General features: G+C 62.3%; 26 protein-coding genes. 15 read left to right on the forward strand and 11 right to left on the reverse strand.

Features of this window, described 5'->3' with window-relative positions; all coding sequences use genetic code 11:
• Positions 1–41: 41 nt before the first annotated feature.
• The 4 genes from AC07UB_RS13870 to AC07UB_RS13885 form a co-directional block, all read right to left on the reverse strand.
• On the reverse strand, positions 42–497 hold the full coding sequence (locus AC07UB_RS13870) for a hypothetical protein (protein ID WP_494653501.1): 456 nt from the start codon (positions 495–497) through the stop codon (positions 42–44).
• 85 nt (positions 498–582) lie between these two features.
• Positions 583–954: an ElaB/YgaM/YqjD family protein gene (locus AC07UB_RS13875; protein ID WP_494653503.1), complete on the reverse strand. Its 372-nt coding sequence runs from the start codon at positions 952–954 to the stop codon at positions 583–585.
• An 83-nt stretch (positions 955–1,037) separates the two neighbouring features.
• On the reverse strand, positions 1,038–2,156 hold the full coding sequence (locus AC07UB_RS13880) for an AI-2E family transporter (RefSeq protein ID WP_494653505.1): 1,119 nt from the start codon (positions 2,154–2,156) through the stop codon (positions 1,038–1,040).
• Positions 2,157–2,158: 2 nt separating this feature from the next.
• Complete coding sequence (locus AC07UB_RS13885) at positions 2,159–2,317, reverse strand: DUF3309 family protein (protein WP_492790937.1); 159 nt, start codon at positions 2,315–2,317, stop codon at positions 2,159–2,161.
• A 223-nt stretch (positions 2,318–2,540) separates the two neighbouring features.
• Here AC07UB_RS13885 and AC07UB_RS13890 point away from each other — a divergent pair, with 223 nt between their 5' ends.
• The 3 genes from AC07UB_RS13890 (at position 2,541) to AC07UB_RS13900 (ending at position 4,377) form a co-directional block, all read left to right on the forward strand.
• The gene (locus tag AC07UB_RS13890; RefSeq protein WP_494653507.1) at positions 2,541–3,347 is read left to right on the forward strand and encodes a L,D-transpeptidase; all 807 of its coding nucleotides are present in this window, start codon (positions 2,541–2,543) and stop codon (positions 3,345–3,347) included.
• Between the two features lie 72 nt (positions 3,348–3,419).
• Complete coding sequence (locus AC07UB_RS13895) at positions 3,420–4,112, forward strand: DUF2865 domain-containing protein (protein WP_494653509.1); 693 nt, start codon at positions 3,420–3,422, stop codon at positions 4,110–4,112.
• 103 nt (positions 4,113–4,215) lie between these two features.
• Positions 4,216–4,377 (forward strand): Thivi_2564 family membrane protein, encoded by a 162-nt coding sequence (locus tag AC07UB_RS13900; protein ID WP_492790934.1) that lies wholly within the window; start codon positions 4,216–4,218, stop codon positions 4,375–4,377.
• Between the two features lie 92 nt (positions 4,378–4,469).
• Here AC07UB_RS13900 and AC07UB_RS13905 read toward each other — a convergent pair whose 3' ends face one another.
• The 7 genes from AC07UB_RS13905 to cysD form a co-directional block, all read right to left on the reverse strand.
• Positions 4,470–4,670, reverse strand: coding sequence for a CsbD family protein (locus AC07UB_RS13905; protein WP_019199909.1), 201 nt, complete (start codon positions 4,668–4,670; stop codon positions 4,470–4,472).
• Positions 4,671–4,837: 167 nt separating this feature from the next.
• Positions 4,838–7,000 (reverse strand): malate synthase G, encoded by a 2,163-nt coding sequence (locus AC07UB_RS13910; protein WP_494653512.1) that lies wholly within the window; start codon positions 6,998–7,000, stop codon positions 4,838–4,840.
• Positions 7,001–7,204: 204 nt separating this feature from the next.
• On the reverse strand, positions 7,205–8,083 hold the full coding sequence (gene cysW / locus AC07UB_RS13915; protein WP_492790932.1) for a sulfate ABC transporter permease subunit CysW: 879 nt from the start codon (positions 8,081–8,083) through the stop codon (positions 7,205–7,207).
• Positions 8,083–8,910, reverse strand: a complete 828-nt coding sequence (cysT, locus tag AC07UB_RS13920; RefSeq protein WP_494653514.1) for a sulfate ABC transporter permease subunit CysT — start codon at positions 8,908–8,910, stop codon at positions 8,083–8,085. The genes cysW (AC07UB_RS13915) and cysT (AC07UB_RS13920) overlap by 1 nt, the downstream gene beginning before the upstream one ends.
• 177 nt (positions 8,911–9,087) lie before the next feature.
• A complete protein-coding gene (gene cysP / locus AC07UB_RS13925) occupies positions 9,088–10,092 on the reverse strand; it encodes a thiosulfate ABC transporter substrate-binding protein CysP (protein WP_494653516.1) in 1,005 nt (334 codons plus the stop codon).
• A 29-nt stretch (positions 10,093–10,121) separates the two neighbouring features.
• Positions 10,122–12,038 carry an adenylyl-sulfate kinase gene (gene cysC, locus AC07UB_RS13930; protein WP_494653518.1) on the reverse strand — a complete coding sequence of 639 codons (1,917 nt, stop codon included), beginning with the start codon at positions 12,036–12,038 and terminating at the stop codon, positions 10,122–10,124.
• Positions 12,039–12,056: 18 nt separating this feature from the next.
• On the reverse strand, positions 12,057–12,851 hold the full coding sequence (cysD, locus tag AC07UB_RS13935; protein ID WP_492792705.1) for a sulfate adenylyltransferase subunit CysD: 795 nt from the start codon (positions 12,849–12,851) through the stop codon (positions 12,057–12,059).
• 335 nt (positions 12,852–13,186) lie between these two features.
• On the opposite strand from cysD, the gene cysG reads away from it, so the two are divergent.
• The 12 genes from cysG (at position 13,187) to AC07UB_RS13995 (ending at position 24,729) form a co-directional block, all read left to right on the forward strand.
• A complete protein-coding gene (gene cysG, locus AC07UB_RS13940) occupies positions 13,187–14,626 on the forward strand; it encodes a siroheme synthase CysG (RefSeq protein ID WP_494653520.1) in 1,440 nt (479 codons plus the stop codon).
• Positions 14,623–14,937, forward strand: coding sequence for a DUF2849 domain-containing protein (locus AC07UB_RS13945; RefSeq protein WP_494653522.1), 315 nt, complete (start codon positions 14,623–14,625; stop codon positions 14,935–14,937). The genes cysG and AC07UB_RS13945 overlap by 4 nt, the downstream gene beginning before the upstream one ends.
• An 11-nt stretch (positions 14,938–14,948) precedes the next feature.
• Positions 14,949–16,604 (forward strand): nitrite/sulfite reductase, encoded by a 1,656-nt coding sequence (locus AC07UB_RS13950; RefSeq protein WP_494653524.1) that lies wholly within the window; start codon positions 14,949–14,951, stop codon positions 16,602–16,604.
• Positions 16,591–17,115 carry a DUF934 domain-containing protein gene (locus AC07UB_RS13955; protein WP_494653526.1) on the forward strand — a complete coding sequence of 175 codons (525 nt, stop codon included), beginning with the start codon at positions 16,591–16,593 and terminating at the stop codon, positions 17,113–17,115. Before AC07UB_RS13950 ends, AC07UB_RS13955 begins: the two co-directional genes overlap by 14 nt.
• Positions 17,112–17,861: a phosphoadenylyl-sulfate reductase gene (locus tag AC07UB_RS13960; RefSeq protein ID WP_494653528.1), complete on the forward strand. Its 750-nt coding sequence runs from the start codon at positions 17,112–17,114 to the stop codon at positions 17,859–17,861. The genes AC07UB_RS13955 and AC07UB_RS13960 overlap by 4 nt, the downstream gene beginning before the upstream one ends.
• A gap of 185 nt (positions 17,862–18,046) precedes the next feature.
• Positions 18,047–19,036, forward strand: coding sequence for a sulfate ABC transporter substrate-binding protein (locus AC07UB_RS13965; RefSeq protein ID WP_492790922.1), 990 nt, complete (start codon positions 18,047–18,049; stop codon positions 19,034–19,036).
• A gap of 26 nt (positions 19,037–19,062) precedes the next feature.
• A complete protein-coding gene (gene cysT / locus AC07UB_RS13970) occupies positions 19,063–19,905 on the forward strand; it encodes a sulfate ABC transporter permease subunit CysT (protein WP_492790921.1) in 843 nt (280 codons plus the stop codon).
• A gap of 6 nt (positions 19,906–19,911) precedes the next feature.
• Positions 19,912–20,775 (forward strand): sulfate ABC transporter permease subunit CysW, encoded by an 864-nt coding sequence (gene cysW, locus AC07UB_RS13975; RefSeq protein WP_492790919.1) that lies wholly within the window; start codon positions 19,912–19,914, stop codon positions 20,773–20,775.
• Entirely contained in the window at positions 20,765–21,814 is a 1,050-nt protein-coding gene (locus AC07UB_RS13980) for a sulfate/molybdate ABC transporter ATP-binding protein (protein ID WP_492790918.1), read from the forward strand. The genes cysW (AC07UB_RS13975) and AC07UB_RS13980 overlap by 11 nt, the downstream gene beginning before the upstream one ends.
• A gap of 147 nt (positions 21,815–21,961) precedes the next feature.
• Positions 21,962–22,471 carry a CAP domain-containing protein gene (locus AC07UB_RS13985; RefSeq protein WP_492790917.1) on the forward strand — a complete coding sequence of 170 codons (510 nt, stop codon included), beginning with the start codon at positions 21,962–21,964 and terminating at the stop codon, positions 22,469–22,471.
• Positions 22,472–22,748: 277 nt separating this feature from the next.
• Entirely contained in the window at positions 22,749–23,927 is a 1,179-nt protein-coding gene (locus AC07UB_RS13990) for a DUF3734 domain-containing protein (RefSeq protein ID WP_492790916.1), read from the forward strand.
• A 13-nt stretch (positions 23,928–23,940) separates the two neighbouring features.
• Positions 23,941–24,729, forward strand: coding sequence for a 3-hydroxybutyrate dehydrogenase (locus tag AC07UB_RS13995; RefSeq protein WP_494653530.1), 789 nt, complete (start codon positions 23,941–23,943; stop codon positions 24,727–24,729).
• Positions 24,730–24,768 lie beyond the last annotated feature (39 nt).

The raw sequence follows: 24,768 nt of genomic DNA on the forward strand, positions 1-24,768 counted from the left end.
GAGCGCCGGGTCGGCGCTCTTTTTTGCTATCCTGCACCGGCCTATTCGTCCGCCGGTTCCTCTGTGGTGCCGTCATCGGCCGTGCGCCGGCTCGCCATCAGGCCGAGCGCGATACCGCCGATCGCGACCAGCGGGATGATGCGTTTCAGTCCGACGGTGCGGACGATCTGCAATCCGGCAGCCAGCACCATCGGATCGCTCAACGCGGACTGCATGGCCGATTTGCCGGGTTTGCTGGGTTCAACGGGCCGCTTTTTAGCCTGCCGCTTGCTGACGGAATAGCAGATCGCGGCCAGCAGCGCCGCCACGAAGAAGACGCCGGCGCCTGCGAGGCAGGCCTGCAGCAATCCGTAGTTCTGAAGCACGACGACAAAGGCTGCGGCGCAGAGAAACGCTGCGGTGATGAACAGGGAAACCGCGACGGCGGCCGCAAGCGATGTCAGCCGCAACGCGCCGCCGGCACGGTCCCGGACGTCATCCATGAACTTCTGAAACATCGAAAATCCGATCTCACTATGCGTCAATAAAACGACATGGCTGCGCCGCCGGCGTTATGCCGGCAGCGCTTTTCAAATAGCCGGATCAGCGCCGCCACGTGACGCCGATCAGGAAGCCGAGCCCGACGGCAAGCCCGACAGCGGCCAGCGGGCGCTGCACGATCGCGTCTTCGAGCGAATCCTCCAGCGTGCTGGCGTAATCCTGCGCGGCGTCGAGAGCCTCGCTGCCATGCTTGCTGACGTCTGACATCATGGAATCGACGTTGGAGCGGGCCTGCTTGTAGGTCCGCTTGGCCTGCTTGCGGGCGTCGACCTTGAACGCTTCGAGTACGTCCGAGATCTGGTCTGCGAGTGCTGAAATATCGTTCTTCACGGCGTCTATATCCTTCTTAAGGCGTTCGGATGTGGCTTTGTCAGTCATGTTCCTCATCGCGTCTTCACCGTCGGTGCTTGACATCGAAAGCTCCTGGAAAACCGCAGCTCTTGGAAACCGCTTGTGTGATCAGAAACGTCCGGTGGATGTGAAGGTTCCATCGCTGCTCATTCGTCGGGCAGCCGCGTATCCTGGACCGGCATCAGGTGCTCCTTGAGGACCAGCCCGACGATGAGAAGCGGCGATGACAGAAACGCGCCCATCGGTCCCCACAGCCACGTCCAGAAGGCGAGGGTGACGAACACGGCGAGCGCGTTCAGCTCGAGCCGTCGTCCGATAATCGTTGGCGTGATGAAATGGCCCTCAATAAAGGCCACGACGCCAAAACCGGCGGCGGCCATGAGACCTGCACCAAGCGTCGACGACGTGATGATGCCGACAACCGCCAGTACGGCGAATGTGACGATCGGGCCGATGATCGGAATGTAATTCAGCGTCGCGGCGAGCGCGCCGAGACCGGCGGGGTTCGGCATTCCCGTCACGGCGCAAATCAATCCGGTGGCAACCCCGAGCCCCATGTTGATCAGCGTGACCGTCAGGAGATAGCCGCCGAGGTTGCTCTCGATCTCGTTCAGGATGCGCAGCGCGCGCAGCCGGGCATCATGGTCGGTGAAATTGAGCACGAGCGCGCGGCGCAGATCCGGCCAGCTTGCGATGAACAGCACGAGAACCGCGAAAAACAACAGGATCTCGGTGAACGTCGGCGACAGGAATTCGAGCGTCGGCTGCACCCATTCGACTTTCGGAAATGAAAAGCTCGTCTCGCCCGCCGGAGCCGCTCCGAACAGGCCTTGCAGTTGGTGCCAGAGCGCGATCGGCCGGTCGAAGACGTGAAACTTGTCTTTCAGTTGCGGTCCAAGCTCGGGCAGCCGCGCCGTCCATTCCATCAGGGGCGCGGAAATCAGCGCGACCATGAAGACGATCCCCGCGAAGGTCGCGGAGACGATCAGGACCGCCGAGATGGAGCGGGGAATGCCGTAGCGTTCCAGAACCTTTGCGGCGGGAGACAGCATCGTGCCGATTACAAGCGCCGTGACGGTAGGCAGGAAGAACGCGCGCGCAAAATACAGTACGGCGACGAGGGCGATGATCAGCAATGCCACCAGCGAAAAGGAAACGACATCGGCCCGTCGAACGGTCGGAGGTCGCTCGCTTTTTCGCTCGTCTGGAGATGATTTCACCTCCGGACTTTTCGCAGCGTGCACCTCGCGGCGCACCTCGGCCATTGTCAGATTCTGCCGAGCAGCAGGAGAATGACAACGATCACAAGGATGGTGCCGACGATGCCGGATGGGCCGTAACCCCAGCTCCCGCTGTAGCCCCAGCTTGGAATGACGCCGAGCAATATCAAAATCAGAATGATGACGAGAATGGTCCCGAGTGACATGGCAATGATCCTCAACGTGCTTGGCCAGCCGCCTACCGTGCGCCGGCTTCCGGCACCGCTAACCGTCGGAGGGTCCCAAGGTTCCGCCGTCCGGACTTGAACGCAGCCCGATGCCAGCCAGACAAATTCGTGTTGCAGGGCCGGCGCGGGAACTAAATGACGCAGGACGGCGTTCGCTCTGTATCCGCACTCACCGGGTGCGATTGTAAAAACGGGGCTGGTCATGAGTCATTCAGCGCAAGCGGCGTCTCGCAGTTCTTCATTCCGTATTTTCCCCCAGTCTCTTCTCGGCTTAGCGGTGGCGGCGATCGTTCTTCCGGTCGCGCTGGCGACTCCGCTGGCTGCTCAAACGCTTGGCTATGCTGGAGATTCCCAAAGCCTGAATGCTCAGGGCTCGTTCTGGTCGGATCGGCAGGCGCTGCCACAGCCCGGCGTGACCGAGGACGAGGGAGACGAATCGGCAATTCTGCCTGAGCGTCTTCAGCGCAAGGTCGTCTCGTTCGAGAGCCGCGAAGCGCCCGGCACCATCGTGATCGATACCGGCAACACCACGCTTTACTATGTGCTCGGTCAGGGCCGCGCCATCCGCTACGGCGTCGGCGTTGGCCGTGAGGGCTTCACCTGGTCGGGCGTACAAACGGTTTCGCGCAAGGCCTCGTGGCCGGACTGGACGCCGCCGACGGAGATGATCGCGCGCCAGCCTTACCTGCCGCGGTTCGTGGCAGGCGGTCCGGGAAATCCGCTGGGCGCCGCCGCGATGTATCTCGGCTCCAGCACCTATCGCATTCACGGCACCAACGATCCGTCGACCATCGGCAAGTTCGTCTCCAGCGGCTGCATCCGTCTGACCAATGAGGATGTGCAGGATCTGGCCAGCCGCGTCACCGTCGGCACGAAGGTTGTGGTGTGGCCGAAGACGAGATCGGTGCAAATTGAGGCAAAGGCCATTCATCGTAGCAATGAAAATTCACCGAACGCGCGGCCCGACCGGCGGATGTCACAAAACATCCGGATGTCGGGATTATATTAAACGCCTGTTTGGAAGTGCTGCTTAACGAGGTGTCCGCCAGTTGAGGCATAAGTGCCCGCCAAGAGGTTCACGATGCGTAAGTCAACTCAGTCCATATCAGCTTCGTTCAAGTCAGCGCGCTCCGTCGCTTCCGGATGCCTTGCTTTTGCAATCATCGTTGTTGTCGGCTGTCTGTCGGCGTCGACCGCATCGGCGTGCGATCCGTTCGCGGCCCTCTTCGGCGGTTGCAACGACCGGGCGTCTCCCCATCAGTCGTTCGGTTACGCGGCTGATCCTGGTGAGGCCCCCGCGCCGTCGAGGCGCGTAAACATCTACGGCGGACGTTACAGCGGCGGAGGCTCGGCCTATTGCGTGCGGACCTGTGATGGCCGCTACTTCCCATTGACCGCGACAGGCGGCCAGAGCCGCGCCGAGGCGTGCAAGAGTTTCTGTCCGGCCAGCGACACGAAGGTGGTGTTGGGCAGAGACATCGACAGCGCGGCGACCGAAAGCGGCAAGCCGTATTCGGCATTGCCGAACGCATTCAAGTATCGCACCGAGCTTGTCGCCGGCTGCACCTGCAACGGCAAGGATTCTGCGGGGCTCGCCAGGATCGACGTCGAGGACGATCCGACCTTGCGCAAGGGTGACATTGTTGCCGGTCCGAACGGTTTGATGGTCGCTGGCGGCAGCAAGAAGAACCGCAGCGCGGCGCTCAATTTCTCGCCCGCGCCGAAGTCTGTGCGTGCGCAGTACGAGCGGGTGTCGTCGGTCTCAACGCAATAACGCTGTTCCAGAAACGGAACCAATCCTGAATGGGATCGTTGGTGAGGAGGGATGCGGGATGCTGTCTCGTGACCCTGTCGAACCGATTTCATGAGGGGTCACCATGTCTTTGCTTATCAGCGCGCTGATCACATTTCTCGTCGTCATCCTTGTTCTTTATCTGGTCAATTTGCTTCCGATCGATGGTCGCGCCAAGCAGATCGTCCGCGTTATCGTCATCATCATTGGCATCATCTCGCTGTTGAGAGTTTTGGCGGTGTTCTAGGCCGCGCCGGATTTGAGCGAAGGCCTGTACGAAAAAAGCCCCGGCATTGCGCCGGGGCTTTTGTTTTGGAACGACGCACTTTTTGCGTCTCGCTACTTCAGCGTCTTGAACCAGTCGTCCACGTCCTTGTGGATCTGATCCTTGGCGAAACCATAACGCTGCTGGAGCTTGCCTTCGAGTTGCTCTCGGCGGCCTTCGATGACGTCGAGATCGTCATCGGTGAGCTTGCCCCATTTTTCCTTCGCAGCGCCCTTGAATTGTTTCCAGTTCCCTTCAACGCGGTTCCAGTCCATCGGCTTCCTCCTGTGTTGGAATGCCCGATAACGATGGGACGATGCGATCGTTCCTGCCGGAACTGCGGCGAAATGGCGTCATTCGATAGAGAGCAACGATAACCATTTGAATCAAAAACCCCGGCGCATGCGCCGGGGTTTTCGTATCACTTCAATTCACCGGTAGATCAGCCCGCCGCCTTCGCTTCCTTGCGGCGTGCGTGCAGGATGAACTCGGTGTAGCCGTTCGGCTGCTCGCGGCCCTTGAAGATCAGGTCGCAGGCGGCCTGGAACGCGACGCCGTCGAACTTCGGTGCCATCGGCCGGTACAGCGCGTCGCCGGCGTTCTGCTTGTCCACGATTACCGCCATGCGCTTTAAGGATTCCATCACCTGATCCTTGGTGACGACGCCCTGATGCAGCCAGTTGGCGAGATGCTGCGCGGAGATGCGTAGCGTCGCGCGGTCTTCCATCAACCCGACATCGTGAATGTCCGGCACCTTGGAGCAGCCGACGCCCTGATCGATCCAGCGCACCACATAGCCGAGGATGCCCTGACAGTTGTTGTCGATCTCCTGCTTGACGTCGTCCGGCGCCCAGTTCGACTGCGACACTGGAATGGTGAGGATGTCGGAGAGTTTCGCCTTCGCGCGTGACTTCAGTTCCTTCTGGCGCGCGCCGACATCGACCTGGTGATAATGCAGCGCGTGCAGCGTCGCCGCGGTAGGCGAGGGCACCCACGCGGTGGAGGCGCCGGCCTGCGGATGCGCGACCTTCTGCACCAGCATGTCGGCCATCTTGTCGGGAGCCGCCCACATGCCCTTGCCGACCTGCGCGTGACCCGGCAGGCCGTTGGCGAGACCCGTGTCGACGTTCCAGTCTTCATAGGCCTTGATCCAGGGCTGCGCCTTCATGTCGTTCTTGCGGATCATCGGGCCCGCTTCCATCGACGTATGGATCTCATCGCCGGTGCGGTCGAGGAAGCCCGTGTTGATGAAGCAGATGCGCTGCGCGGCGTTCTGGATACAGGCCTGCAGGTTCACCGTGGTGCGGCGTTCCTCGTCCATGATGCCGACCTTGAGGGTGTTTGCAGGCAGGCCGAGTATCTTTTCCACGCGGCCGAAAAGTTCGACCGTGAGCGCGACTTCGTCCGGGCCGTGCATCTTCGGCTTGACGATATAGACCGAGCCCTTGCGGCTGTTCTTGAGTTTGGTCTTGCCCTTGATGTCATGCAGCGCAAGCAGGCCGGTGACGGCGGCATCGAGGATGCCTTCCGGAAGCTCCTCGCCCTTGCTGTCGAGCACCGCGTCGGTGAACATGTGATGGCCGACGTTGCGGACCAGCATCATGCTGCGGCCGTGCAGCGTCACCTTGCCCTTGCCGTCCGGCGCCGTGTAGACGCGGTCGGCATTGAGCTTGCGCTGAAGCGTCTTGCCGCCCTTCTCGAAATCCGCCGACAGCGTGCCGTTCATGAGGCCGAGCACGTTGCGGTAGACCAGAACCTTGTCGTCGGCGTCCACCGCCGCAACAGAGTCTTCCATGTCGAGAATGGTCGAGACCGCCGATTCCAGGATCATGTCGGAAACGCCGGCGGGATCGTCCTTGCCGATGGTGTTGCTGCGGTCGATCTGCACGTCGATGTGCATGCCGTTGTTGACCAGCAGGATCGCGGTCGGCGAGGCCGCGTCGCCCTGATAGCCCACAAGCTGGGTCTTGTTCTTCAGCGCGGTGGCGTTGCCGCTCTTGAGCTTGGCGGCGAGCTGGCCGTGCTCGATGTGATAGGCGGTGACGTCGCTGTGATTGCCGGTCGCGAGCGGCGCGGCCTGATCGAGGAACGCCTTGGCCTTGGCGATCACCTTGTCGCCGCGCGCCTTGTTGTAGCCCTTGCCGGTCTCCGACGGATCGTGCGGAATGGCGTCGGTGCCATACAGGGCGTCATAGAGACTGCCCCAGCGCGCGTTGGCGGCGTTCAGCGCGTAACGCGCATTGGTCAGCGGCACGACGAGTTGCGGCCCGAACATGGTCGCGAGTTCTTCATCGACGTTCGCGGTTTGCACGTCCTTCGCGGCGGGCTCCGGCAGCAGGTAGCCGATTTCTTTCAGGAACGCCGTGTAGGCGTCCATGTTGAACGCCTTGCCCTTGTTCGCCTTGTGCCATTCGTCGATCTTGGCCTGAAGCTTGTCGCGCGCGGCCAGCAGGTCGCGGTTGCGGGGCGCGAGGTCGTTCACGATGGCGGCGAGCCCGGCCCAGAAGGCATCGGGCGAAACGCCGGTGTCGGGAGTTGCTTCCTTGGCGATAAAGTCGAACAGAACGGGCGCGATCTTGAGGCCGCTGGCGTCGATACGTTTCATGATAAATCCCACGGAAAACAGCGTTTCAAACGCTGTTTTGAAGCTTCAGGTAAGGTGATGATGGCCACGGAAAGTGGCGTCGTGAGGAAGGTTTTAGCGCCAAAGGCGGGCCAATGAGAAGGCCCTTTCCCGGTCCGAAAGACGTATACCACGGGCTTGCAAATGGCCGGTGCGACACCGCTTTTCGAGGCGCGGAGCGCCGATCTAGTGGCCGGGGCCTGCGGATGACGTCTTGCCATACCGCTCCAGCGTCACCTTGACCAGAATGGTGACAAGCGCCACGGCGGTCAGCACGGTCGCCGCGGCAAACGCGCCGGCGACATTGTAGTCCTGATAAAGCAGTTCGATCTGAAGCGGCAGCGTCGTGGTCTGGCCGCGAATGTTGCCGGATACCACCGTCACCGCGCCGAATTCGCCCATCACGCGCGCGTTGCAGAGGATGGCCCCATAGACCACCGCCCATTTTACGTTCGGCAACGTGACGCGCCAGAAGGTGATGAAGCCGCCCGCGCCGAGCGTCACCGCGGCTTCTTCCTCGTCGGTGCCCTGCACCTGCATCAGCGGAATCAGTTCGCGGGCGACGAAGGGCGCGGTGACGAACAGGCTCGCCAGAAAGATCGCCGGCAGCGCGAACATCACCTTGATGCCCAGCGACTCAAGCAGCGGCCCGAACAAGCCCTGCGAGCCGTAGACAAAGAGATAGGCCACACCGGCGACGATGGGCGAGATCGAGTAGGGCAGTTCGATCAGCGAGATCAGCAGCGTCCTGCCCCTGAAGTCGAACTTGGTCACCGTCCATGCCGCTGCCAGTCCGAACAGGATGTTGATGGGCACCACGATCAGCGCCGTCAGCAGCGTCAGTCCGATGGCGTGCATCGTTGCGGGTTCGGTGAGATTGCGCATGAAAACGCCGACACCTGACGACAGCCCCGACGTCACGATCAGCACCAGCGGCGCCACCAGAAACACCGCGGTCATCACCAGCACGGTCCACAGCACGATCCGCCGCGTGACCTTGCCGCCGCCGACCGGATGCTGCATCCATTCGGCCTGTTCGCTGTCGCGTTCCGATGCAATGGACATCAGACCTCTCCGCGGCCGACGTAACGCAGATGCCAGGCCTGCACGATATTGGTGAAGATCAGCATCGCGAACGCCATCAGCAGCATGATCGCGGAGATCGCGGCGGCGGCTTGATAGTTGTATTCGTCAAGCCGGATATAGGTCAGCAGCGCGACGATCTCGGTCTTCATCGGCTGGTTGCCTGCGATGAAGATCACCGCGCCGAATTCGCCGAGGCTGCGCGCGAAGGACAGCGAGCAGCCGGCGAGGAACGCCGGAAAGATCGCCGGGAAGATGATCTTCCACAGGATCTGAAAGTCGTTGGCGCCGAGCGAACGTCCGGCTTCCTCCACCTCCGAGCCCATGTCTTCGATCACCGGCTGCACGGTTCGCACCACGAAGGGAATGCTGGTGAAGGCCATGGCGATGGCGATGCCGAGCGGCGTGTAGGCGACCGCGATTCCGATCTTGTCGAGCGGCGCGCCGAACCAGCCGTTCTTGGCGAACAGCGCGGTGAGCGCGAGACCCGCGACTGCGGTCGGCAACGCGAACGGAATGTCGACCAGCGCGTCGAGAATGCGCTTGCCGGGGAAACTGTACCGCGCCAGCACCCATGCCAGCAGCAGGCCGTAAATGGCGTTGAAGATGGTGGCGGCGAAAGCCATCGTCACGGTGACGCGAATGGCTGACAGCGTGCGCGGCGACGACAGGATGTCCCAGAACTGTGCGAGGCCGATGCCCGAGGCTTTCAGCAGCAGCGCGCACAGCGGCAGCAGCACGATTGCCCCGAGATAGAGAACGGTCGTTCCCAGCGCCAATCCGAAACCTGGGATGACCCGGCGTCGCAAATCAAATCATCCACTTCTGAGATTCAGGCAAAGCGCTGCTACCAGTTCCGCTTTGGGCCGTCATTGCCGGGTTTGATCCGGCAATCCATCTTTTTAGAGCATCGTCTCCAAAGGATGGATGCGCGGGTCAAGCCCGCGCATGACACCCTTTATCTATCTGCGGTTACATCTGCGAACTTACTTGTTCGCGCCGCCAAACAACTGATCCAGCTTCGCGCCGGGGTTCAGGTGTTCTGCATTGACCTTGTCCCAGCCGCCGAATTCCTTCTCGATGGTGACGAGCTTCACCGCCGGGAATTGGCCCTTGAACTTCTCGGCCACAGCCTTGTCGTTCACCCGGTTGTACTGCTGGGCGAGAATGGTCTGGCCTTCCGGCGTGTAGAGATACTCGAGATAGGCCTTGGCGAGCGCCTGCGTGCCGTGCTTCTCGGCAAACTTGTCGACGACAGTGACGGGGAATTCCGCGAGCAGGCTCTGCGACGGCACCACGACCTGATACTTGTCCTTGCCGGCGATGTCGCGGATGCCGTTGGTCTCGGCCTCGAAGGTGATCAGCACGTCGCCCGTCTGGCGCTCGACGAAGGTCGTGGTCGCGCCGCGTCCGCCGGTGTCGAACACCGGAACGTTGGCGAACAGCTTCTTGATGAAGTCGTCGGCCTTCTCGGCGCTGTCGTACTTGCTCTTGGCGTAGGCATAGGCGGCCAGATAGGTGTACTTGGCGTTTCCGGAGGTCTTCGGGTTGGGGAAGATCACCTTGACGTCGGCGCGGACCAGATCGTCCCAGTCCTTGATGTTCTTCGGGTTGCCAGCGCGCACCAGGAACGCCGGCAGCGAATAGTACGGAGACGAATTGTTCGGCAGACGCTTCTGCCAGTCGGCGGGGATCAGCTTGCCCTTGTCGGCGAGCACCTGCACGTCGGGCACCTGATTGAAGGTCACGACGTCGGCTTCCAGCCCTTCAAGAATCGCGCGCGCCTGACGCGTCGATCCGGCATGGGACTGATTGATGGTGATGTCCTGGCCGGTCTTGGCCTTCCAGTGTTTGGCGAACTCGGGATTGATCGCTGCGAACAGTTCGCGCGAAATGTCGTACGATACGTTGAGCAGCGTGGCCGGCGTCTGCGCCTGCGCGGCGGATACGATGCCGACGCTGGCGGCGAGGGCGATGAGAATCTTGCGCAAAGTATCTCTCCTAACTGGATTCGTATGACTTAGATATTGGCGGCGAGATCGTCGAGATCGCCGAACAGCACACCGGTGTTTGCGAGCAGCCGTTCGATCGCGTCGGCGGCCTCGGTGACGGAGCGCGTCGACGTATCGATGGTCAGCTCGGCATTGGCGGGCGGCTGGTAATCGTTGGCGATCCCGGTGAAGCTCGGCAGGTTTCCGGCGCGCGCCTTGGCGTAGTGACCCTTGGGGTCGCGGCTTTCGCAAACCTCTGCGGGCGTCGCGACGTAAATCTCGCGGAACAGGTCGTCGGCGATGCGCCGCGCGTTGGCGCGGTCGTCGATGGCGGGCGACACGGCGGCGACGATGGCGATGTGGCCGTTGCGCGCAAGATGCGTCGCCACTTCGGCGAGGCGGCGGATGTTCTCGGCGCGGCTTTCGGGCGAGAAGCCGAGATCGCTGTTGAGGCCTGCGCGAACGGTGTCCCCGTCCAGAAGGATCGGTGAGCCGCCGCGCGTGAACAGCTTGCGTTCCAGCGCGCGCGCCAGCGTCGATTTGCCGGAGCCGGGCAGGCCCGTCAGCCAGACCACCGCGCCGCCATGGCCGTAGCGCGCGGAGCGTTCGTCCGGCCGCAGCGCGGATTCCACCGGCACGATGTCGACAGGAACGGCGCGCTGGCCGGAATCGACGCTCAGCACGAGGCCGCCGCCGGCAATGCGTCCGTTGACCTCGATGACAAGACGTCCGGTGCGCGAATTCTCGGTATAGGGATCGGCGGCAACAGGCTTCGCCAGTGAAATGTCGATTTCGCCCACATGATTGCGCGCGATCGCAGACGTCTCGACGCTGGCGAGTTCGCCCGGATCGACCGCCTTGTCGATGGCAACGATGGTCGCGCGGGATTCCATGGTGCCGAGCCGCACCAGAACCGATGCGCCGGCTTTCAGCGGCGCGTCGTGCAGCCAGAAGATGCGGGCACGCAGGCGGCGGGTGTCGCGCGGCGCGGCGGCGATGTGGGCGATGATGTCGCCGCGTTCCAGAAACAGTTCGCGGTCGAGCGTGATGCCGACGGAGCGTCCGGCGCCTTGCCGCCCGAACACCGGCGTGACCGGCCAGCCTTCGACCGATTTCACCTTGGCGATCTTGCCCGCGGGCATGATGACGATTTCGTCGCCGGCGCCGATGGCGCCGGATTCGACACGGCCCGCGACAATGCGCCGGTCGTCGAACTTGTAGATCGCCTGCACCGGCAACCGTAATGCCAATTCATCGAGCGCGCGCGCGGGCGTCAGCGCGTCCAGCGCCTCAACGACCGTGGGTCCGCTGTACCACTTGATGTTCGGGGTGCGCTCGGCGACGCCGTCGCCGTCGCGCGCGGAAATCGGAATGACGGCCGTCGGCGTGACGCCGAGGCCGACCAGATGCGCGGTGATCTCGTCGCTGATGTCCCTGAAACGAGATTCGCTGAAATCGACGCGGTCCATCTTGTTGACCACGACGGCGACCTGTTTGACGCCGAGCAGATGCAGCAGATAGCCGTGACGCCGTGTCTGGTCGCGCACGCCTTCCAGCGCGTCGATGATGAGCACCGCGCCGTCGGCCTGCGATGCGCCGGTGATCATATTGCGCAGGAATTCCGCGTGGCCCGGCGCGTCGATCAGCACGACGTCGCGCGATTTGGTCCGGAAGCGGATCTGCGTGGTGTCGATGGTGATGCCCTGGTCGCGCTCGGTTTGCAGCGCGTCCAGAAGGAAAGACCATTCGAACGGCATGCCGCGCCGCGCGCTGACGGCCTTGAGCATTTCCAGCTTGCCGTCCGGGAGGCTGCCGGTTTCATGCAGCAGGCGGCCGACCAGCGTGGACTTGCCGTGATCGACATGACCGACAATGACGATGCGCACTTGCGGACGGGTGGTGCCGTTCGGCGTGGCGAGAGAGGTCTTCGTGACAGCGATGTTCATGGCGGCGTCCATCTGGCGTCAGAGATATCCGGCGACGCGCAGCCGCTCGAAAGCATCTTCGGTTTCATGGTCAAGCGCGCGGCCGGCGCGCTCGGGAATTTTCGTCGCGTTCAGTTCGATCAGGATTTCATCGATGTTCGAGGCATTGGACACGACCGGATTGGTGATGTCCTGATCGCCCAGCGAGCGATAGCGCTTGCCGTTGTTCGACAGGTACAGCGGAATGATTGGAATGTTTTCGCGCTGGGTGTAGGCCCAGATGTCCGCCTCGGTCCAATGCAGGATCGGATGAATACGCAAATGCGCGCCCTGCGGCGGCGAGGCGTTGAAGTGATCCCAGAATTCCGGCGGCTGATCGCGCACGTCCCAGCCGCCCTCGATGCCGCGCGGCGAGAACACGCGCTCTTTCGCGCGGGTGGCTTCCTCGTCGCGGCGGATGCCGGCGATCAGTCCATCGAAGCCGTATTTGGCCAGTGCAAGCTTGAGGCCTTCGGTCTTGCGCGCGGCCGAGCGAGCGGCCGGCGGCAGCGTCGGGTCGATGTCCTCGATCGGCGGGCAGTAATCGACCTTGAGATCGAGACCCCATTCCTTCGAATAGCGATCCCGGAACGCATACATCTCCGGAAATTTCTTCTGCGTGTCGACATGCAGCGCGGGGAACGGCACCTTGCCGAAGAATGCCTTGCGCGCCAGCCAGATCATCACGTTCGAATCTTTGCCGAGCGACCACAGCAGCGCGAGCTTTTTCAGCCGCGCGAAGGCCTCGCGGAAAATGTAGATGCTCTGCGCTTCCAGTTCGTCGAGGTGATCCATCGACGGCGTGGATGTGATCAGTGGCGCGGCAGATTTGGATGCGGTCGTGTTCACCAACGAGGGGGCCGAAGAGTTCGCCATGGATTACTCCGTCGCGGTTGCAGGCAGTGCCCGCAGGCCGGTGCTGTCAAAAGATGCAGCGACGCTCAGACGGAGGGCTTTGCCATCCAGATGTGTCACGAGAAAATGCATCTCTTTTGCGCTGTGTTTGTGGTGCAAAATTCTAAGTTTGCGGCGCAGCGTAGAAGGAATAATTTTCTCTTTGCGCGGCTTGCAAGATACATATATAGAAAATAATTCCAGTCAACCCCGCAAATGGGGAAGCGGAGTTTCGTATGCGGTTTTTGCCGGTATTCCTGGATTTGCAGGCCGGACCCATCGTTCTGGTGGGTGAAGGCGCCTTTGCGCAGGCGAAATTACGCCTGCTGTTGGCGGCCGATGCGCGCGTGCGCTGGTTCGCGACTGACGGCAGTCACGACGTTTCGGGATTCGATTCCGCATCTGCGGCGCGTATCGAACAGGCGACGGGCGATCCACTGACCGCCGATCTCTCTCATGTCATTGCGATCGTGTGCGCGGGCGCCGGTGAAACCGGCCACGCCATGGCCGCGCGTGCGCGCGCCGTCGGCATTCCAGTCAACGTGATGGACGAGGTCGCGCACTCCACATTCATTTTCCCGGCGATTGTCGATCGCGGCGATGTCGTGGTTGCCGTCGGCACCGGCGGCGCGTCGCCTGTGGTCGCACGGCGTGTGCGCGAACGCATCGAGGCGTTGCTGCCTGCGCGGATCGGCGATCTTGCCGCTTTCGTCGGACAGTGGCGCAGCGCGATCAAGGCGCGGCTTCCCGACATGCCGATGCGCCGCCTGTTCTGGGAGCGCGTGATCGACGGCTCCATCGGCGCGGACGTTCTCGCCGGGCGGCTCGGCGACGCAGAACGCAAGCTGACATCAATTCACGATCCGGTCGCGTTCGCAGCCAGCGGCGGCGAAGGCCTTGTCACGCTGGTCGGCGCGGGGCCGGGCGATCCGGACCTGCTGACGGTCAAGGCGCTGCGCGCGTTGCAGGACGCCGACGTGGTTTTCTACGACGATCTGGTCTCACCGGAAATTCTCGACCGCGCGCGCCGCGATGCGGCGCTGGTGCCGGTCGGCAGGCGCATCGGCAAGCCGGGCATCGGGCAGGATGCGATTCATCGTCTTCTCATCGAGGCCGCGCAATCCGGCCGGCGCGCGGTGCGTCTCAAGGGCGGCGATCCGTTTATCTTCGGGCGCGGCGGCGAAGAGATCGCCGCTTTGCGCGCGGCAGGCGTGGCCTATGCGGTGATCCCCGGCATTACGGCTGGTCTTGGTGCCGCTGCGGAATCCGAAGTGCCGCTCACTTATCGTCAAGAAGCGCTGCGCATCACGTTCCTTACGGCGCACAAGGCCAAGGACGCAGGCAACGTCGACTGGTCGGCGCTGACGGACACCAAAATGACCGTGGTCGTCTACATGGGCATCACGGCCGCCGCGACCATTCGCGAAGGTTTGCTTGCTGCGGGCCGCTCGCCGCAAACGCCGGTCGGCGTGTTCGCGCGCGCGACGCGCCGCGACGCCAAGGCCGTGGTCGGCGTGCTGGATGATTTGCCGTCTCTCGCCGAACAGGTCGAGAACGGTCCCGCGATTCTGATTATCGGCGACGTCGTCGCCCGCTCCGCACCCTGGCGAGCACAGGGTTTGCAACACACCACCCCCGATGACCTCATCTCCGAACTTTTAATGGCTGCAGAATGACATCACCTCTCGAACAAAAGAAAATCAGGATCACCGGCCCCTCCATCGTCACCGCCAACCGGACGGGCGACGGCGCCGTGATTTACCGCACGGCGTCTCATGGCTGGTCGGTCGACCTGTCGGACGCCGCCATTGTGCGGACCGCCGATGAGGCGCGCGCGTTGCTCGCCGAGTCCGTTGCTGACGATGTCGGCGCGGTGGGGTCTTACATCGCGCCCGTCGACGTCACAGATCAGGGTGTCGCCCCCGGCAACCTGCGCGAGAAAATCCGCCAGCAGGGCGTGACCTTTCCGCTGCTGCTCTCCGCTTAAGGCGCTTCAATATGTACGCTTACGACGAACTCGACCGCACGATTGTCAACGAACGCGTTGTGGAATTCCGCGACCAGGTTGCGCGTCGTCTTTCCGGCGAATTGACCGAAGACGAATTCAAATCGCTGCGCCTGATGAACGGCGTCTATCTGCAACTGCATGCCTACATGCTGCGGATCGCGATTCCCTACGGCACGCTGTCATCGAAGCAGATGCGCGCGCTGGCCCATGTCGCGCGCAAGTACGACCGCGGCTATGGCCATTTCACCACGCGGCAGAACATCCAGTTCCACTGGATCAAGCTCGCCGATCTGCCCGACGCGATGGCGGATCTGGCCGAGGTCGGCATCCACGGAATGCAGACCAGCGGCAACTGCACGCGCAACGTGACGGCGGACCAGTGGGCGGGCGTCGTGCCCGGTGAGATCGAAGACCCACGCGTCTGGGCGGAAATCATCCGGCAGTATTCGACGCTGCATCCGGAATTCTCGTTCCTGCCGCGCAAGTTCAAGTTCGCGATCACAGCATCCGAGCATGACCGGGCGGCGATCAAGGTTCACGACATCGGCCTGCGCATCTACAAGAACGACGCCGGCGAAGTCGGTTTCGAGGTGCTGGTCGGTGGCGGACTTGGCCGCACGCCGTTCCTCGCCAAGACCATTAACGAGTTTGTCAGCCACCGCGACATCCTGAGCTACGTCGAGTCGATCCTGCGCGTCTACAACCAGTACGGACGCCGCGACAACATCTACAAGGCGCGCATCAAGATCCTTGTCCACGAGCTTGGCATCGAGAAGTTCAAGCAGGAGGTCGAGGAGGAGTGGCGTCAGGTGCGCGATGGCGTGCTCGCGCTCGACCCATCGGAAGTCGAGGAAATCCGCTCGCGCTTCAAATATCCGGACTACGAGAAGCTGTCCGACACGCCCGACGAGTTGCGCAAGGCCGAGCAGAATCCGAACTTCGCGGCCTGGCACAAGAATTCCGTCGCGCCCCACAAGGTGCCCGGCTACGCAATCGTCACCCTGTCGCTGAAGCCGGTCGGCGGAACGCCGGGCGATGCGTCGGCCAAGCAGATGGACCAGATCGCGGATCTCGCCGACAAGTATTCGTTCGGCGAAATCAGGGTCGGCCATGAGCAGAACCTGGCGCTGCCGCATGTCGCCAAGCGCGACCTGCCGGCGCTGTGGCGCGCCCTCGATCAGGCCGGCGTCGCGACGCCGAACGTCAATCTGGTCTCCGACATCATTGCGTGCCCGGGCCTCGACTATTGCTCGCTCGCCAATGCGCGCTCGATTCCGATCGCGCAGGAGTTGACGCGGCGTTTCGCCAATCCCGATACGGCGAATCTCATTGGCCGGTTGCACATCAACATTTCGGGCTGCATCAACGCCTGCGGCCATCATCACGTCGGCCACATCGGCATTCTCGGCGTCGAGAAGAACGGCGAGGAATTCTACCAGATCACGATCGGCGGCCGCGCCGACGAGCATGCCGAACTCGGCACGCTGGTTGGTCCGGCGGTGCCCTACGATCAGGTGGCCGATGTCATCGAGGATATTGTCGAGGCCTATCTGGCGCTGCGCCAGCGGCCCGATGAACTGTTTATCGATGCGGTGAAACGTCTCGGCGTGGCGCCATTCAAGGAGCGCGTCTATGCCACTCGTTAAGGGCAATGCCATCGTCGCAGACGAATTTCTGCATCTCGAGGATGACGCGGAGATTCCCGCCAATGGCGCGGTGCTGGTTTCGGCTGAGCGATTCCTCGCCGATCCCGAAGCGGTGTTGTCGCGGAGCGGCAAGGACAACGTGAAGACCGGCGTGATCTGGCCGAACAATCGGGACGTCGACCATCTGGTGCCGTATCTCGGCAGGCTGGCTGCGGTCGGACTGGTGTTTCCGATTTTTCGCGACGGGCGCGCCTACACGCAGGCGCGTCTGCTGCGCGAGCGTCATGGCTTCCGTGGCGAGTTGCGCGCCACCGGTCAGGTCCTGCGCGACCAGTTCGTGTTCATGATGCGCGCCGGCTTCGATGCGTTCGAGGTGAAGAAGGACAGCGACGCGAAGGCATTCACCGATGTCGCGCATCGTTACTCCGTGTTCTATCAGCCCGTTGGCGACGGCCGCATTCCGGCGTTCCGGCGGCGTCTGATGCACATGTCGGAAGGTGCTGGATCATGAGTACCGCCGCCCCGTCCTTTCTGTCGCAGGCTCCTGCAAATCCGTCGTCGTCGCTGATCGTGACGGAAGCCGCCGAACTCGATCGCGTGCTGGCCAATGCGTCGCCGGCGGAGATCATCGCCGCCGCCATCAGGAAAGTCGGCCGCGACAAGCTTGCCGTGGTGTCGTCGTTCGGCACCGAGTCGGCGGCGCTGCTGAAGATCGCGGCGGATGTCGATCCGGCGATCCCGGTGGTGTTTCTCGATACCGGCTGGCTGTTCGAGGAAACGCTGGCCTATCGCGACACGCTGACGGGGCTGCTCGGTCTCACCGATGTGCGCACGATTCATCCGCTGCCCGATACGCTTGAACGCGAGGACAAGGACCGCGACCTGTGGTTCTCGAATCCAGATCAGTGCTGCTTCATCCGCAAGGTCGAGCCGCTGGCGCGCGCGCTCAAGCCGTTCGACGCATGGATCAACGGCCGCAAGCGTTTTCAGGGTGGCGACCGCGCCGCCATTCCCGTTGTCGAAGCCGACGGCGAGCGGCTGAAGTTCAATCCGCTGGCGAACGTGTCGCTGGATGAACTGAAGGCGCTGTATGCTTCGATGGATCTTCCGCCGCATCCATTGGTCGCATCCGGCTTCACCTCGATCGGGTGTATGCCATGCACGAGCCGGACGCTGCCCGGCGAAGACCCGCGCGCCGGCCGCTGGCGCGACAGAGGCAAGACGGAATGCGGCATTCACGTCACCAAGACTTCGTAAATGACCAAAGCGTCATAAAATATTTCTGTAAAATCTTGCATGCTTGCGAAGCGCGCTTTCATAGAACGTTCGTTCCATAAATTTGCAAAGAACGAAATCGGGTTTCGTTGACAGAACCACGCGAGTTCCAGAGTTTCACGCCTTCCCTGATGGCGATGATGTCGTCAGTTCGAATGGAGATTGAAATGGTTCGCCGTAGTTTAATCGTCCTTGCAGGCGTCCTGTGGGCGGGCTCAGCGCTCGCCGCGGATGTCTCGCTGCTCAACGTGTCGTATGATCCGACGCGCGAGCTTTATGCTGAATTCAACAAGGCTTTCGCCGTCGCCTATCAGAAGGACACCGGCAAGAGCATCGAGATCAAGCAGTCGCATGGCGGCTCGGGCTCGCAGGCGCGCTCGGTGATCGACGGCCTGCAGGCGGACGTGGTGACGCTGGCGCTCGCCTACGACATCGACGCGATTGCCAACAAGGGTCTCGTCAACAAGGACTGGCAGAAGCGCCTGACGCAGAATTCGTCGCCTTACACCTCGACCATCGTGTTTCTGGTCCGCAAGGGAAATCCGAAGGGCATCAAGGACTGGGACGACCTGATCAAGAACGGCGTTCAGGTGATCACGCCGAATCCGAAAACCTCGGGCGGCGCACGCTGGAATTACCTCGCGGCCTGGGGTTATGCGCTGAAGAAGTACGGCTCCGAGGACAAGGCCAAGAAATTCGTTGGCGATGTCTTCAAGAACGTCCCGGTGCTGGACACCGGCGCGCGCGGCTCGACCGTGACCTTCGTGGAGCGCGGCGTCGGCGACGTGCTGCTGGCATGGGAAAACGAGGCGTTTCTCGCCGTGAAGGAATTCGGCAAGGACAAGTTCGAGATCGTGGCGCCGCCGCTGTCGATCCTCGCCGAACCTCCCGTCACCATTGTCGATACGGTCGTCGACAAGAAGGGCACCCGTGCTGCCGCCGAGGCATACCTGAAGTACTGGTACACCAAGGAAGGCCAGGACATTGCGGCGCGCAATTCCTATCGCCCGCGTGATCCGGAAGTGGCCAAGAAGTACGAGGCCTCCTTTGCAAAGGTTGACCTTTTCACCATCGACGATGTGTTCGGCGGCTGGACCAAGGCGCAGAAGGAACACTTCGGCGAAGGCGGCGTTTTTGATCAGATCTACAAGAACTGATCTGAACGCGGATTGATGGGGGCATCGTGAGCGGAGGAACAGGACGACGACGGGCACTGCCGGGCTTTGGTCTCACCATGGGACTGACGCTGACATGGCTGTCGATCATCATCCTGATTCCGCTCGCGGGTCTTTTCCTGAAGACCGCCGAACTCAGCCTCTTTCAGTTCTGGGACATCCTCACCAGCCGCCGCACGCTGAACGCGCTGAAGATTTCCTTCGGCCTCGCGTTCCTCGCCGCCATCGTCAATCTCGTGATGGGCATGGTGATCGTGTGGGTGCTGGTGCGTTATCGTTTTCCCGGCCGGCGGATTTTCGATGCCATCGTCGATATTCCGTTCGCGCTGCCGACCGCGGTCGCGGGCGTGGCGCTGACGGCGCTGTTCGCGCAGAAGGGCTGGCTCGGCGCGCCGCTGGCTGAAATGGGCATCAAGGTCGCGTTCACGCCGATCGGAATTTTTATCGCGATGATCTTCATCGGCTTCCCGTTCGTGGTGCGCACGGTTCAGCCGGTGCTGCTCGATCTGGAAGTGGAGGTTGAGGAAGCCGCGGCCAGTCTCGGCGCGTCGCGCTGGGACATCATCACCAAGGTGATCGTGCCCAGCCTCACGCCGGCGATCCTGACCGGCTTTGCGCTCGCCTTCGCGCGCGCTGTCGGTGAATACGGCTCGGTGATCTTCATCGCCGGCAACCTGCCGAACGTCTCTGAAATCGCGCCGCTGCTGATCGTGATCCGGCTGTCGGAGTTTCGATACGCGGACGCGACCGCGATTGCGGTCATCATGCTGGTCGTGTCGTTTCTCATCATTTTCACCATCAACCGCATTCAACGCTGGGCGCAGACGCGCGGCGTCGCGGTTCAGGTCTGAGCGGTCATGGTCACCACACGCCCCACCGCGCCCGCGTATCAGGTCAGGACCGAACCTGCCTGGGTTCGCTGGATTCTCATCACCATCGCGATTGCGTTTCTGACGGTCTTCGTGGTGCTGCCGCTGGTGGTGGTGTTCACCGAAGCTTTTTCGCGGGGCGTCGCGACATATCTCGGTGCGCTCGCCGAGCCTGAAGCATTGTCCGCGATCCGGCTGACGCTGACCGTCGCGGTGATCTCCGTCGGACTCAATCTTGTGTTCGGCGTGATCGCGGCCTGGGCGATTGCCAAGTTTGAATTCCGCGGCAAGGTCTTCCTGATTACCCTGATCGACCTGCCGTTCTCGGTCAGCCCGGTGATCTCGGGTCTGGTGTTCGTGCTGCTGTTCGGCGCGCAGGGCTATTTCGGCACATGGCTGATCGCCAACAATGTGCAGATCCTGTTCGCGGTGCCCGGCATCGCGCTGGCGACCACCTTCGTGACATTCCCGTTCGTGGCGCGCGAATTGATCCCGCTGATGCAGGAGCAGGGCACGCAGGAAGAGGAGGCGGCGATTTCGCTCGGCGCATCCGGCCTGCGCACCTTCCTGCGCGTGACCATCCCGAACATCAAATGGGGCATCCTGTACGGCGTTCTGCTGTGCAATGCCCGCGCCATGGGCGAATTCGGCGCGGTTTCGGTGGTATCCGGCCATATCCGCGGCGAAACCAACACCATGCCGCTGCTGGTCGAAATCCTGTACAATGAGTACCAGTTCGTGGCTTCGTTCGCGATCGCGTCGCTGCTGGCATTCCTGGCGCTGGTGACGCTGATCGTGAAGACCGTTCTCGAAAGCCATCTCGAAGAAGGACAGACCGCAAGTGACGATTGAAGTCCGCAACATCGTGAAAAAGTTCGGCTCTTTCGCCGCGCTCGACCATGTCGATCTCAAGGTCGCCACCGGCGAACTGGTGGCGCTGCTGGGCCCGTCGGGCTCCGGCAAGACCTCGCTGCTGCGCATCATCGCCGGCCTCGACTGGCCCGATGAAGGCTCGGTGATTTTCGACGGCGAGAACGCGCTGGAGCGCGGCGCCGGTGAGCGTCATGTCGGCTTCGTGTTCCAGCATTACGCGCTGTTCCGCCATATGAGCGTGTTCGAGAATGTCGCGTTCGGCCTGCGGGTGCAGCCGCGCGCCATCCGCAAGGACGAGGCGCACATCAGGAAGCGCGTGAAGGAACTGCTCGATCTCGTGCAGCTCGACTGGCTGGCGGATCGCTATCCGAGCCAGTTGTCCGGCGGCCAGCGCCAGCGCATCGCGCTTGCGCGTGCGCTTGCCATCGAGCCGCGCATCCTGCTGCTGGATGAGCCGTTCGGCGCGCTTGACGCCAAGGTGCGCAAGGAATTGCGCCGCTGGCTGCGCCAGCTTCATGACGAGATTCATGTGACGTCGATTTTCGTCACCCACGATCAGGAAGAAGCGCTCGAAGTCGCCAACCGCGTGGTGGTGATGGACAAGGGCAAGATCGAACAGATCGGCACGCCCGGTGACGTTTACGACAATCCGGCGACCGCCTTCGTTCACGGCTTCATCGGCGAATCCATCGTGCTGCCGGTGCAGGTCTCGGATGGCAAGGTGCGTCTCGGCGACAAGGTGCTCAACATCGAGCCGCGCGACGCGGTGTCCGGCCCGTCGAATCTGTTCATCCGCCGTCATGATGTGTCGATCGTGCCGAGCGGCAGCGGCATCCTCGAGGGCGACGTCAAGCATGTGCGCGCGTTCGGCCCGACCCAGCGCGCCGACGTGGTCCTGCATAACGGCGCGAATGAAACCCTGATCGAGATCGACGCGCCGCGCGACCGCGATCTCAAGCCCGGCGACGTGGTCAGCCTCCAGCCCCGGCGCTATCGGCTGTTTCCCGCGCAGTCGTAAGTTCTTCACCTCTCCCCGTTCTGACGGGGAGAGGAAGCGCATCGTGGTTGCAGCCTTGTCTGGTTCCCCTCCTAATCAACGCCGCGTTCACCTTTCAGCCACTGTTGGTGTGCAACAAACGCCGACCGACGGGTGGGGGCATCGATCATGATACGCGCGGCTATCGCCATTCTGGCGCTGACGATCCTGAGTGGCTGCGGAACGGGCGGTGACACGTCCACCGAGCAGCCGGCGTTCTATGTCAGCATGGCCAGCGCCGGCGCAAAACTCGATCCCGCCACGGCGGCGTCCATGATTTCCGGCTATCGGCAGAACAACGGCCTCGGCGCGGTCCAGGTCGATCCCTTGCTGATGAAGGCGGCGGAATCGCAGTCGCAGGCCATGGCCAGCCGCAACAAGCTCGATCACAACGTGGCGGGCACGCTCGACAAGCGGATCAAGGCATCCGGGTTCGACGCCACCAAGGCCGTGGAAAACGTCTCCGCCGGTTATCACACCCTGGCCGAGGCCTTCTCGGGCTGGCGGGACTCACCGCCCCACAAGGCCAACATGCTGGCGAGCGGTGTCACAAAAATAGGCATCGCCGCGACCTACGCCCCGAATACCAAATACAAGGTGTTTTGGACGCTGATCCTCGCCGCGCCGGACGCGCGATAAGCGGCCAAGATAAACCTTCTGTGACATTCCCCTCGTTTTGGCCAATTGACGCGGCTGCGAACTGAGGCCACCGTGCCATCGCATCGCAACACGCGATGCTAGTGATCCGGTTCTGACATTCGTATTGTATCCTTCGCGGGCACTTTTACGAATGTCAGAACCAAAGGATCACTAGAATCATAATTTGATAGTGTCCTTTCGTATCCGAGGTTCGCTCGGAGAGCGCCGCAAAGCGAAGCGAACCTCGGATACGGGACACTAGCTCCCGTGATGGCGTATGGATCAGCTTTCCCCCGACAGACAGACCACCTCGATCCCGGCGCAGGCGCAGCGCGTGCTGGTGCTGCAGGGCGGCGGCGCGCTCGGCTCCTATCAGGCCGGGGCCTATCAGGCGCTGTGCCATCATGATTTCGAGCCCGAATGGATCGCGGGCATTTCCATCGGCGCGATCAATGCCGCCATCATCGCCGGCAATCCGCGGGAAAAGCGGATCGGCAAACTCAAGGAATTCTGGGAGACGGTGTCGTCGGGCTCGCCGATGCCGTGGGCTCCGCTGGTGCAGGGCGATCACGCGCGGTCGCTGTTCAACGAGACCAGTGCCGCGCTGATCGCGACCTTCGGTGTGCCTGGATTTTTCACGCCGCGCTTTCCGCCCGCGCCGGTCTGGCCGGCGGGCAGCCCGCAGTCGCAGAGCTATTACGACACGTCCCCGCTGCGCGCGACGCTGGAGCGGCTGGTGGACTTCGACATGATCAACGACGCGAAGGTGCGCCTCAGCGTCGGTGCGGTCGGCGTCACCAGCGGCAACTTCCGCTATTTCGACAATGTCGAGTTCAAGAAGCTCGGCAAGAAGATCGGCCCCGAGCACATCATGGCTTCCGGGGCGCTGCCGCCGGGATTCCCGTCTGTCGAGATCGAGGGCGAGCATTACTGGGACGGCGGCGTGGCGTCGAATACGCCGCTGGACTATGTGCTGGATGCCGAAACCAGACGCGATCTGCTGATCTTCCAGATCGATCTGTTCAGCGCGCGGGGCGATTTGCCGGCCACCCTTCTGGAGGCGGCGGAGCGCGAAAAAGACATCCGCTATTCCAGCCGCACCCGCATGAACACCGACAAGGCCAAGAAGGTTCACGACGCGAAGAAGGCCGTGCGCGAACTGATCGCCAAGCTGCCGGACAGCTTCAAGGGCGATCCGCTGGTCGCGACGCTGAATGAAGCGGCGAAGGAAAACACGGTCACGGTCGTGCATCTGATCTATCGCAGCAAGACCCACGAAGCCTCGTCGAAGGATTACGACTTCTCGCGGCTCGGGATGGTCGAGCACTGGGCTGCGGGCGAGCGCGACGTCTATGCGTCCATGACTCATCCGGAATGGCTGAACCGGCCGCAGTCCGATGAAACCATGGTCACCTACGACCTGTGTGAAAGCGGGTCGCAATACATCAAACGGTAAACAGGAGCGAATAATGGGTACTCTTTCCGGCAAGACGGCAGTTGTGACGGGTTCGACCAGCGGTATCGGCCTCGCCTATGCGCGGGCGTTCGCGGGCGCGGGCGCGAACATCGTCATCAACGGCTTCGGCGTGCCAGCCGACATCGAGAAAGAGCGTTTGGCCATCGAGAAGGACTTTGGCGTTAAGGCGGTGCATTCACCCGCCGACATGACCAAGCCCGAGGAAATTGCCGAGATGATCGCGCTCGGCGAAAAGACCTACGGTTCGGTGGACGTTCTCGTCAACAATGCCGGCGTGCAGTTCGTCTCGCCGATCGAGGAATTCCCGATCGACAAGTGGAACATGATCATCGCGATCAACCTGTCGTCGGCGTTTCACAGCATTCGCGCCGCGGTGCCGGGCATGAAGAAGCGCGGCTGGGGCCGCATCATCAATACCGCGTCGGCGCATTCGCTGGTCGCGTCGCCGTTCAAGTCGGCTTATGTCTCCGCCAAGCACGGCATCGCGGGCCTGACCAAGACGGTGGCGCTGGAGCTTGCCACCCATAAGATCACCGCCAACTGCATCTCGCCCGGCTATGTCTGGACGCCGCTGGTGGAGAAGCAGATCCCCGACACCATGAAGACGCGCGGGCTGACCAAGGAACAGGTCATCAACGACGTGATGCTCGATGCGCAGCCCACCAAGGAGTTCGTGACCGTCGAGCAGGTGGCGGCGCTGGCGCTGTTTTTGTGCGGTGACAATGCCGCGCAGATCACCGGCGCGAACCTCTCGATCGACGGCGGCTGGACGGCGGAATAGCTGGTTGTTCTTCTTTACCTCTCCCCGCAGGCGGGGAGA

It is taken from the genome of Afipia sp. GW821-FHT04G03 (genome assembly GCF_059419985.1).

What these genes read in the sequence shown, in the direction of transcription:
- AC07UB_RS13870 (WP_494653501.1), bottom strand. Translation starts at nt 497, where the DNA reads ATGTTTCAGAAGTTCATGGATGACGTCCGGGACCGTGCCGGCGGCGCG.
- AC07UB_RS13875 (WP_494653503.1), bottom strand. Translation starts at nt 954, where the DNA reads ATGTCAAGCACCGACGGTGAAGACGCGATGAGGAACATGACTGACAAA.
- AC07UB_RS13880 (WP_494653505.1), bottom strand. Translation starts at nt 2,156, where the DNA reads ATGGCCGAGGTGCGCCGCGAGGTGCACGCTGCGAAAAGTCCGGAGGTG.
- AC07UB_RS13885 (WP_492790937.1), bottom strand. Translation starts at nt 2,317, where the DNA reads ATGTCACTCGGGACCATTCTCGTCATCATTCTGATTTTGATATTGCTC.
- AC07UB_RS13890 (WP_494653507.1), top strand. Translation starts at nt 2,541, where the DNA reads ATGAGTCATTCAGCGCAAGCGGCGTCTCGCAGTTCTTCATTCCGTATT.
- AC07UB_RS13895 (WP_494653509.1), top strand. Translation starts at nt 3,420, where the DNA reads ATGCGTAAGTCAACTCAGTCCATATCAGCTTCGTTCAAGTCAGCGCGC.
- AC07UB_RS13900 (WP_492790934.1), top strand. Translation starts at nt 4,216, where the DNA reads ATGTCTTTGCTTATCAGCGCGCTGATCACATTTCTCGTCGTCATCCTT.
- AC07UB_RS13905 (WP_019199909.1), bottom strand. Translation starts at nt 4,670, where the DNA reads ATGGACTGGAACCGCGTTGAAGGGAACTGGAAACAATTCAAGGGCGCT.
- AC07UB_RS13910 (WP_494653512.1), bottom strand. Translation starts at nt 7,000, where the DNA reads ATGAAACGTATCGACGCCAGCGGCCTCAAGATCGCGCCCGTTCTGTTC.
- cysW (WP_492790932.1), bottom strand. Translation starts at nt 8,083, where the DNA reads ATGTCCATTGCATCGGAACGCGACAGCGAACAGGCCGAATGGATGCAG.
- cysC (WP_494653518.1), bottom strand. Translation starts at nt 12,038, where the DNA reads ATGAACATCGCTGTCACGAAGACCTCTCTCGCCACGCCGAACGGCACC.
- cysD (WP_492792705.1), bottom strand. Translation starts at nt 12,851, where the DNA reads ATGGATCACCTCGACGAACTGGAAGCGCAGAGCATCTACATTTTCCGC.
- cysG (WP_494653520.1), top strand. Translation starts at nt 13,187, where the DNA reads ATGCGGTTTTTGCCGGTATTCCTGGATTTGCAGGCCGGACCCATCGTT.
- AC07UB_RS13945 (WP_494653522.1), top strand. Translation starts at nt 14,623, where the DNA reads ATGACATCACCTCTCGAACAAAAGAAAATCAGGATCACCGGCCCCTCC.
- AC07UB_RS13950 (WP_494653524.1), top strand. Translation starts at nt 14,949, where the DNA reads ATGTACGCTTACGACGAACTCGACCGCACGATTGTCAACGAACGCGTT.
- AC07UB_RS13955 (WP_494653526.1), top strand. Translation starts at nt 16,591, where the DNA reads ATGCCACTCGTTAAGGGCAATGCCATCGTCGCAGACGAATTTCTGCAT.
- AC07UB_RS13960 (WP_494653528.1), top strand. Translation starts at nt 17,112, where the DNA reads ATGAGTACCGCCGCCCCGTCCTTTCTGTCGCAGGCTCCTGCAAATCCG.
- AC07UB_RS13965 (WP_492790922.1), top strand. Translation starts at nt 18,047, where the DNA reads ATGGTTCGCCGTAGTTTAATCGTCCTTGCAGGCGTCCTGTGGGCGGGC.
- cysW (WP_492790919.1), top strand. Translation starts at nt 19,912, where the DNA reads ATGGTCACCACACGCCCCACCGCGCCCGCGTATCAGGTCAGGACCGAA.
- AC07UB_RS13985 (WP_492790917.1), top strand. Translation starts at nt 21,962, where the DNA reads ATGATACGCGCGGCTATCGCCATTCTGGCGCTGACGATCCTGAGTGGC.
- AC07UB_RS13990 (WP_492790916.1), top strand. Translation starts at nt 22,749, where the DNA reads ATGGATCAGCTTTCCCCCGACAGACAGACCACCTCGATCCCGGCGCAG.
- AC07UB_RS13995 (WP_494653530.1), top strand. Translation starts at nt 23,941, where the DNA reads ATGGGTACTCTTTCCGGCAAGACGGCAGTTGTGACGGGTTCGACCAGC.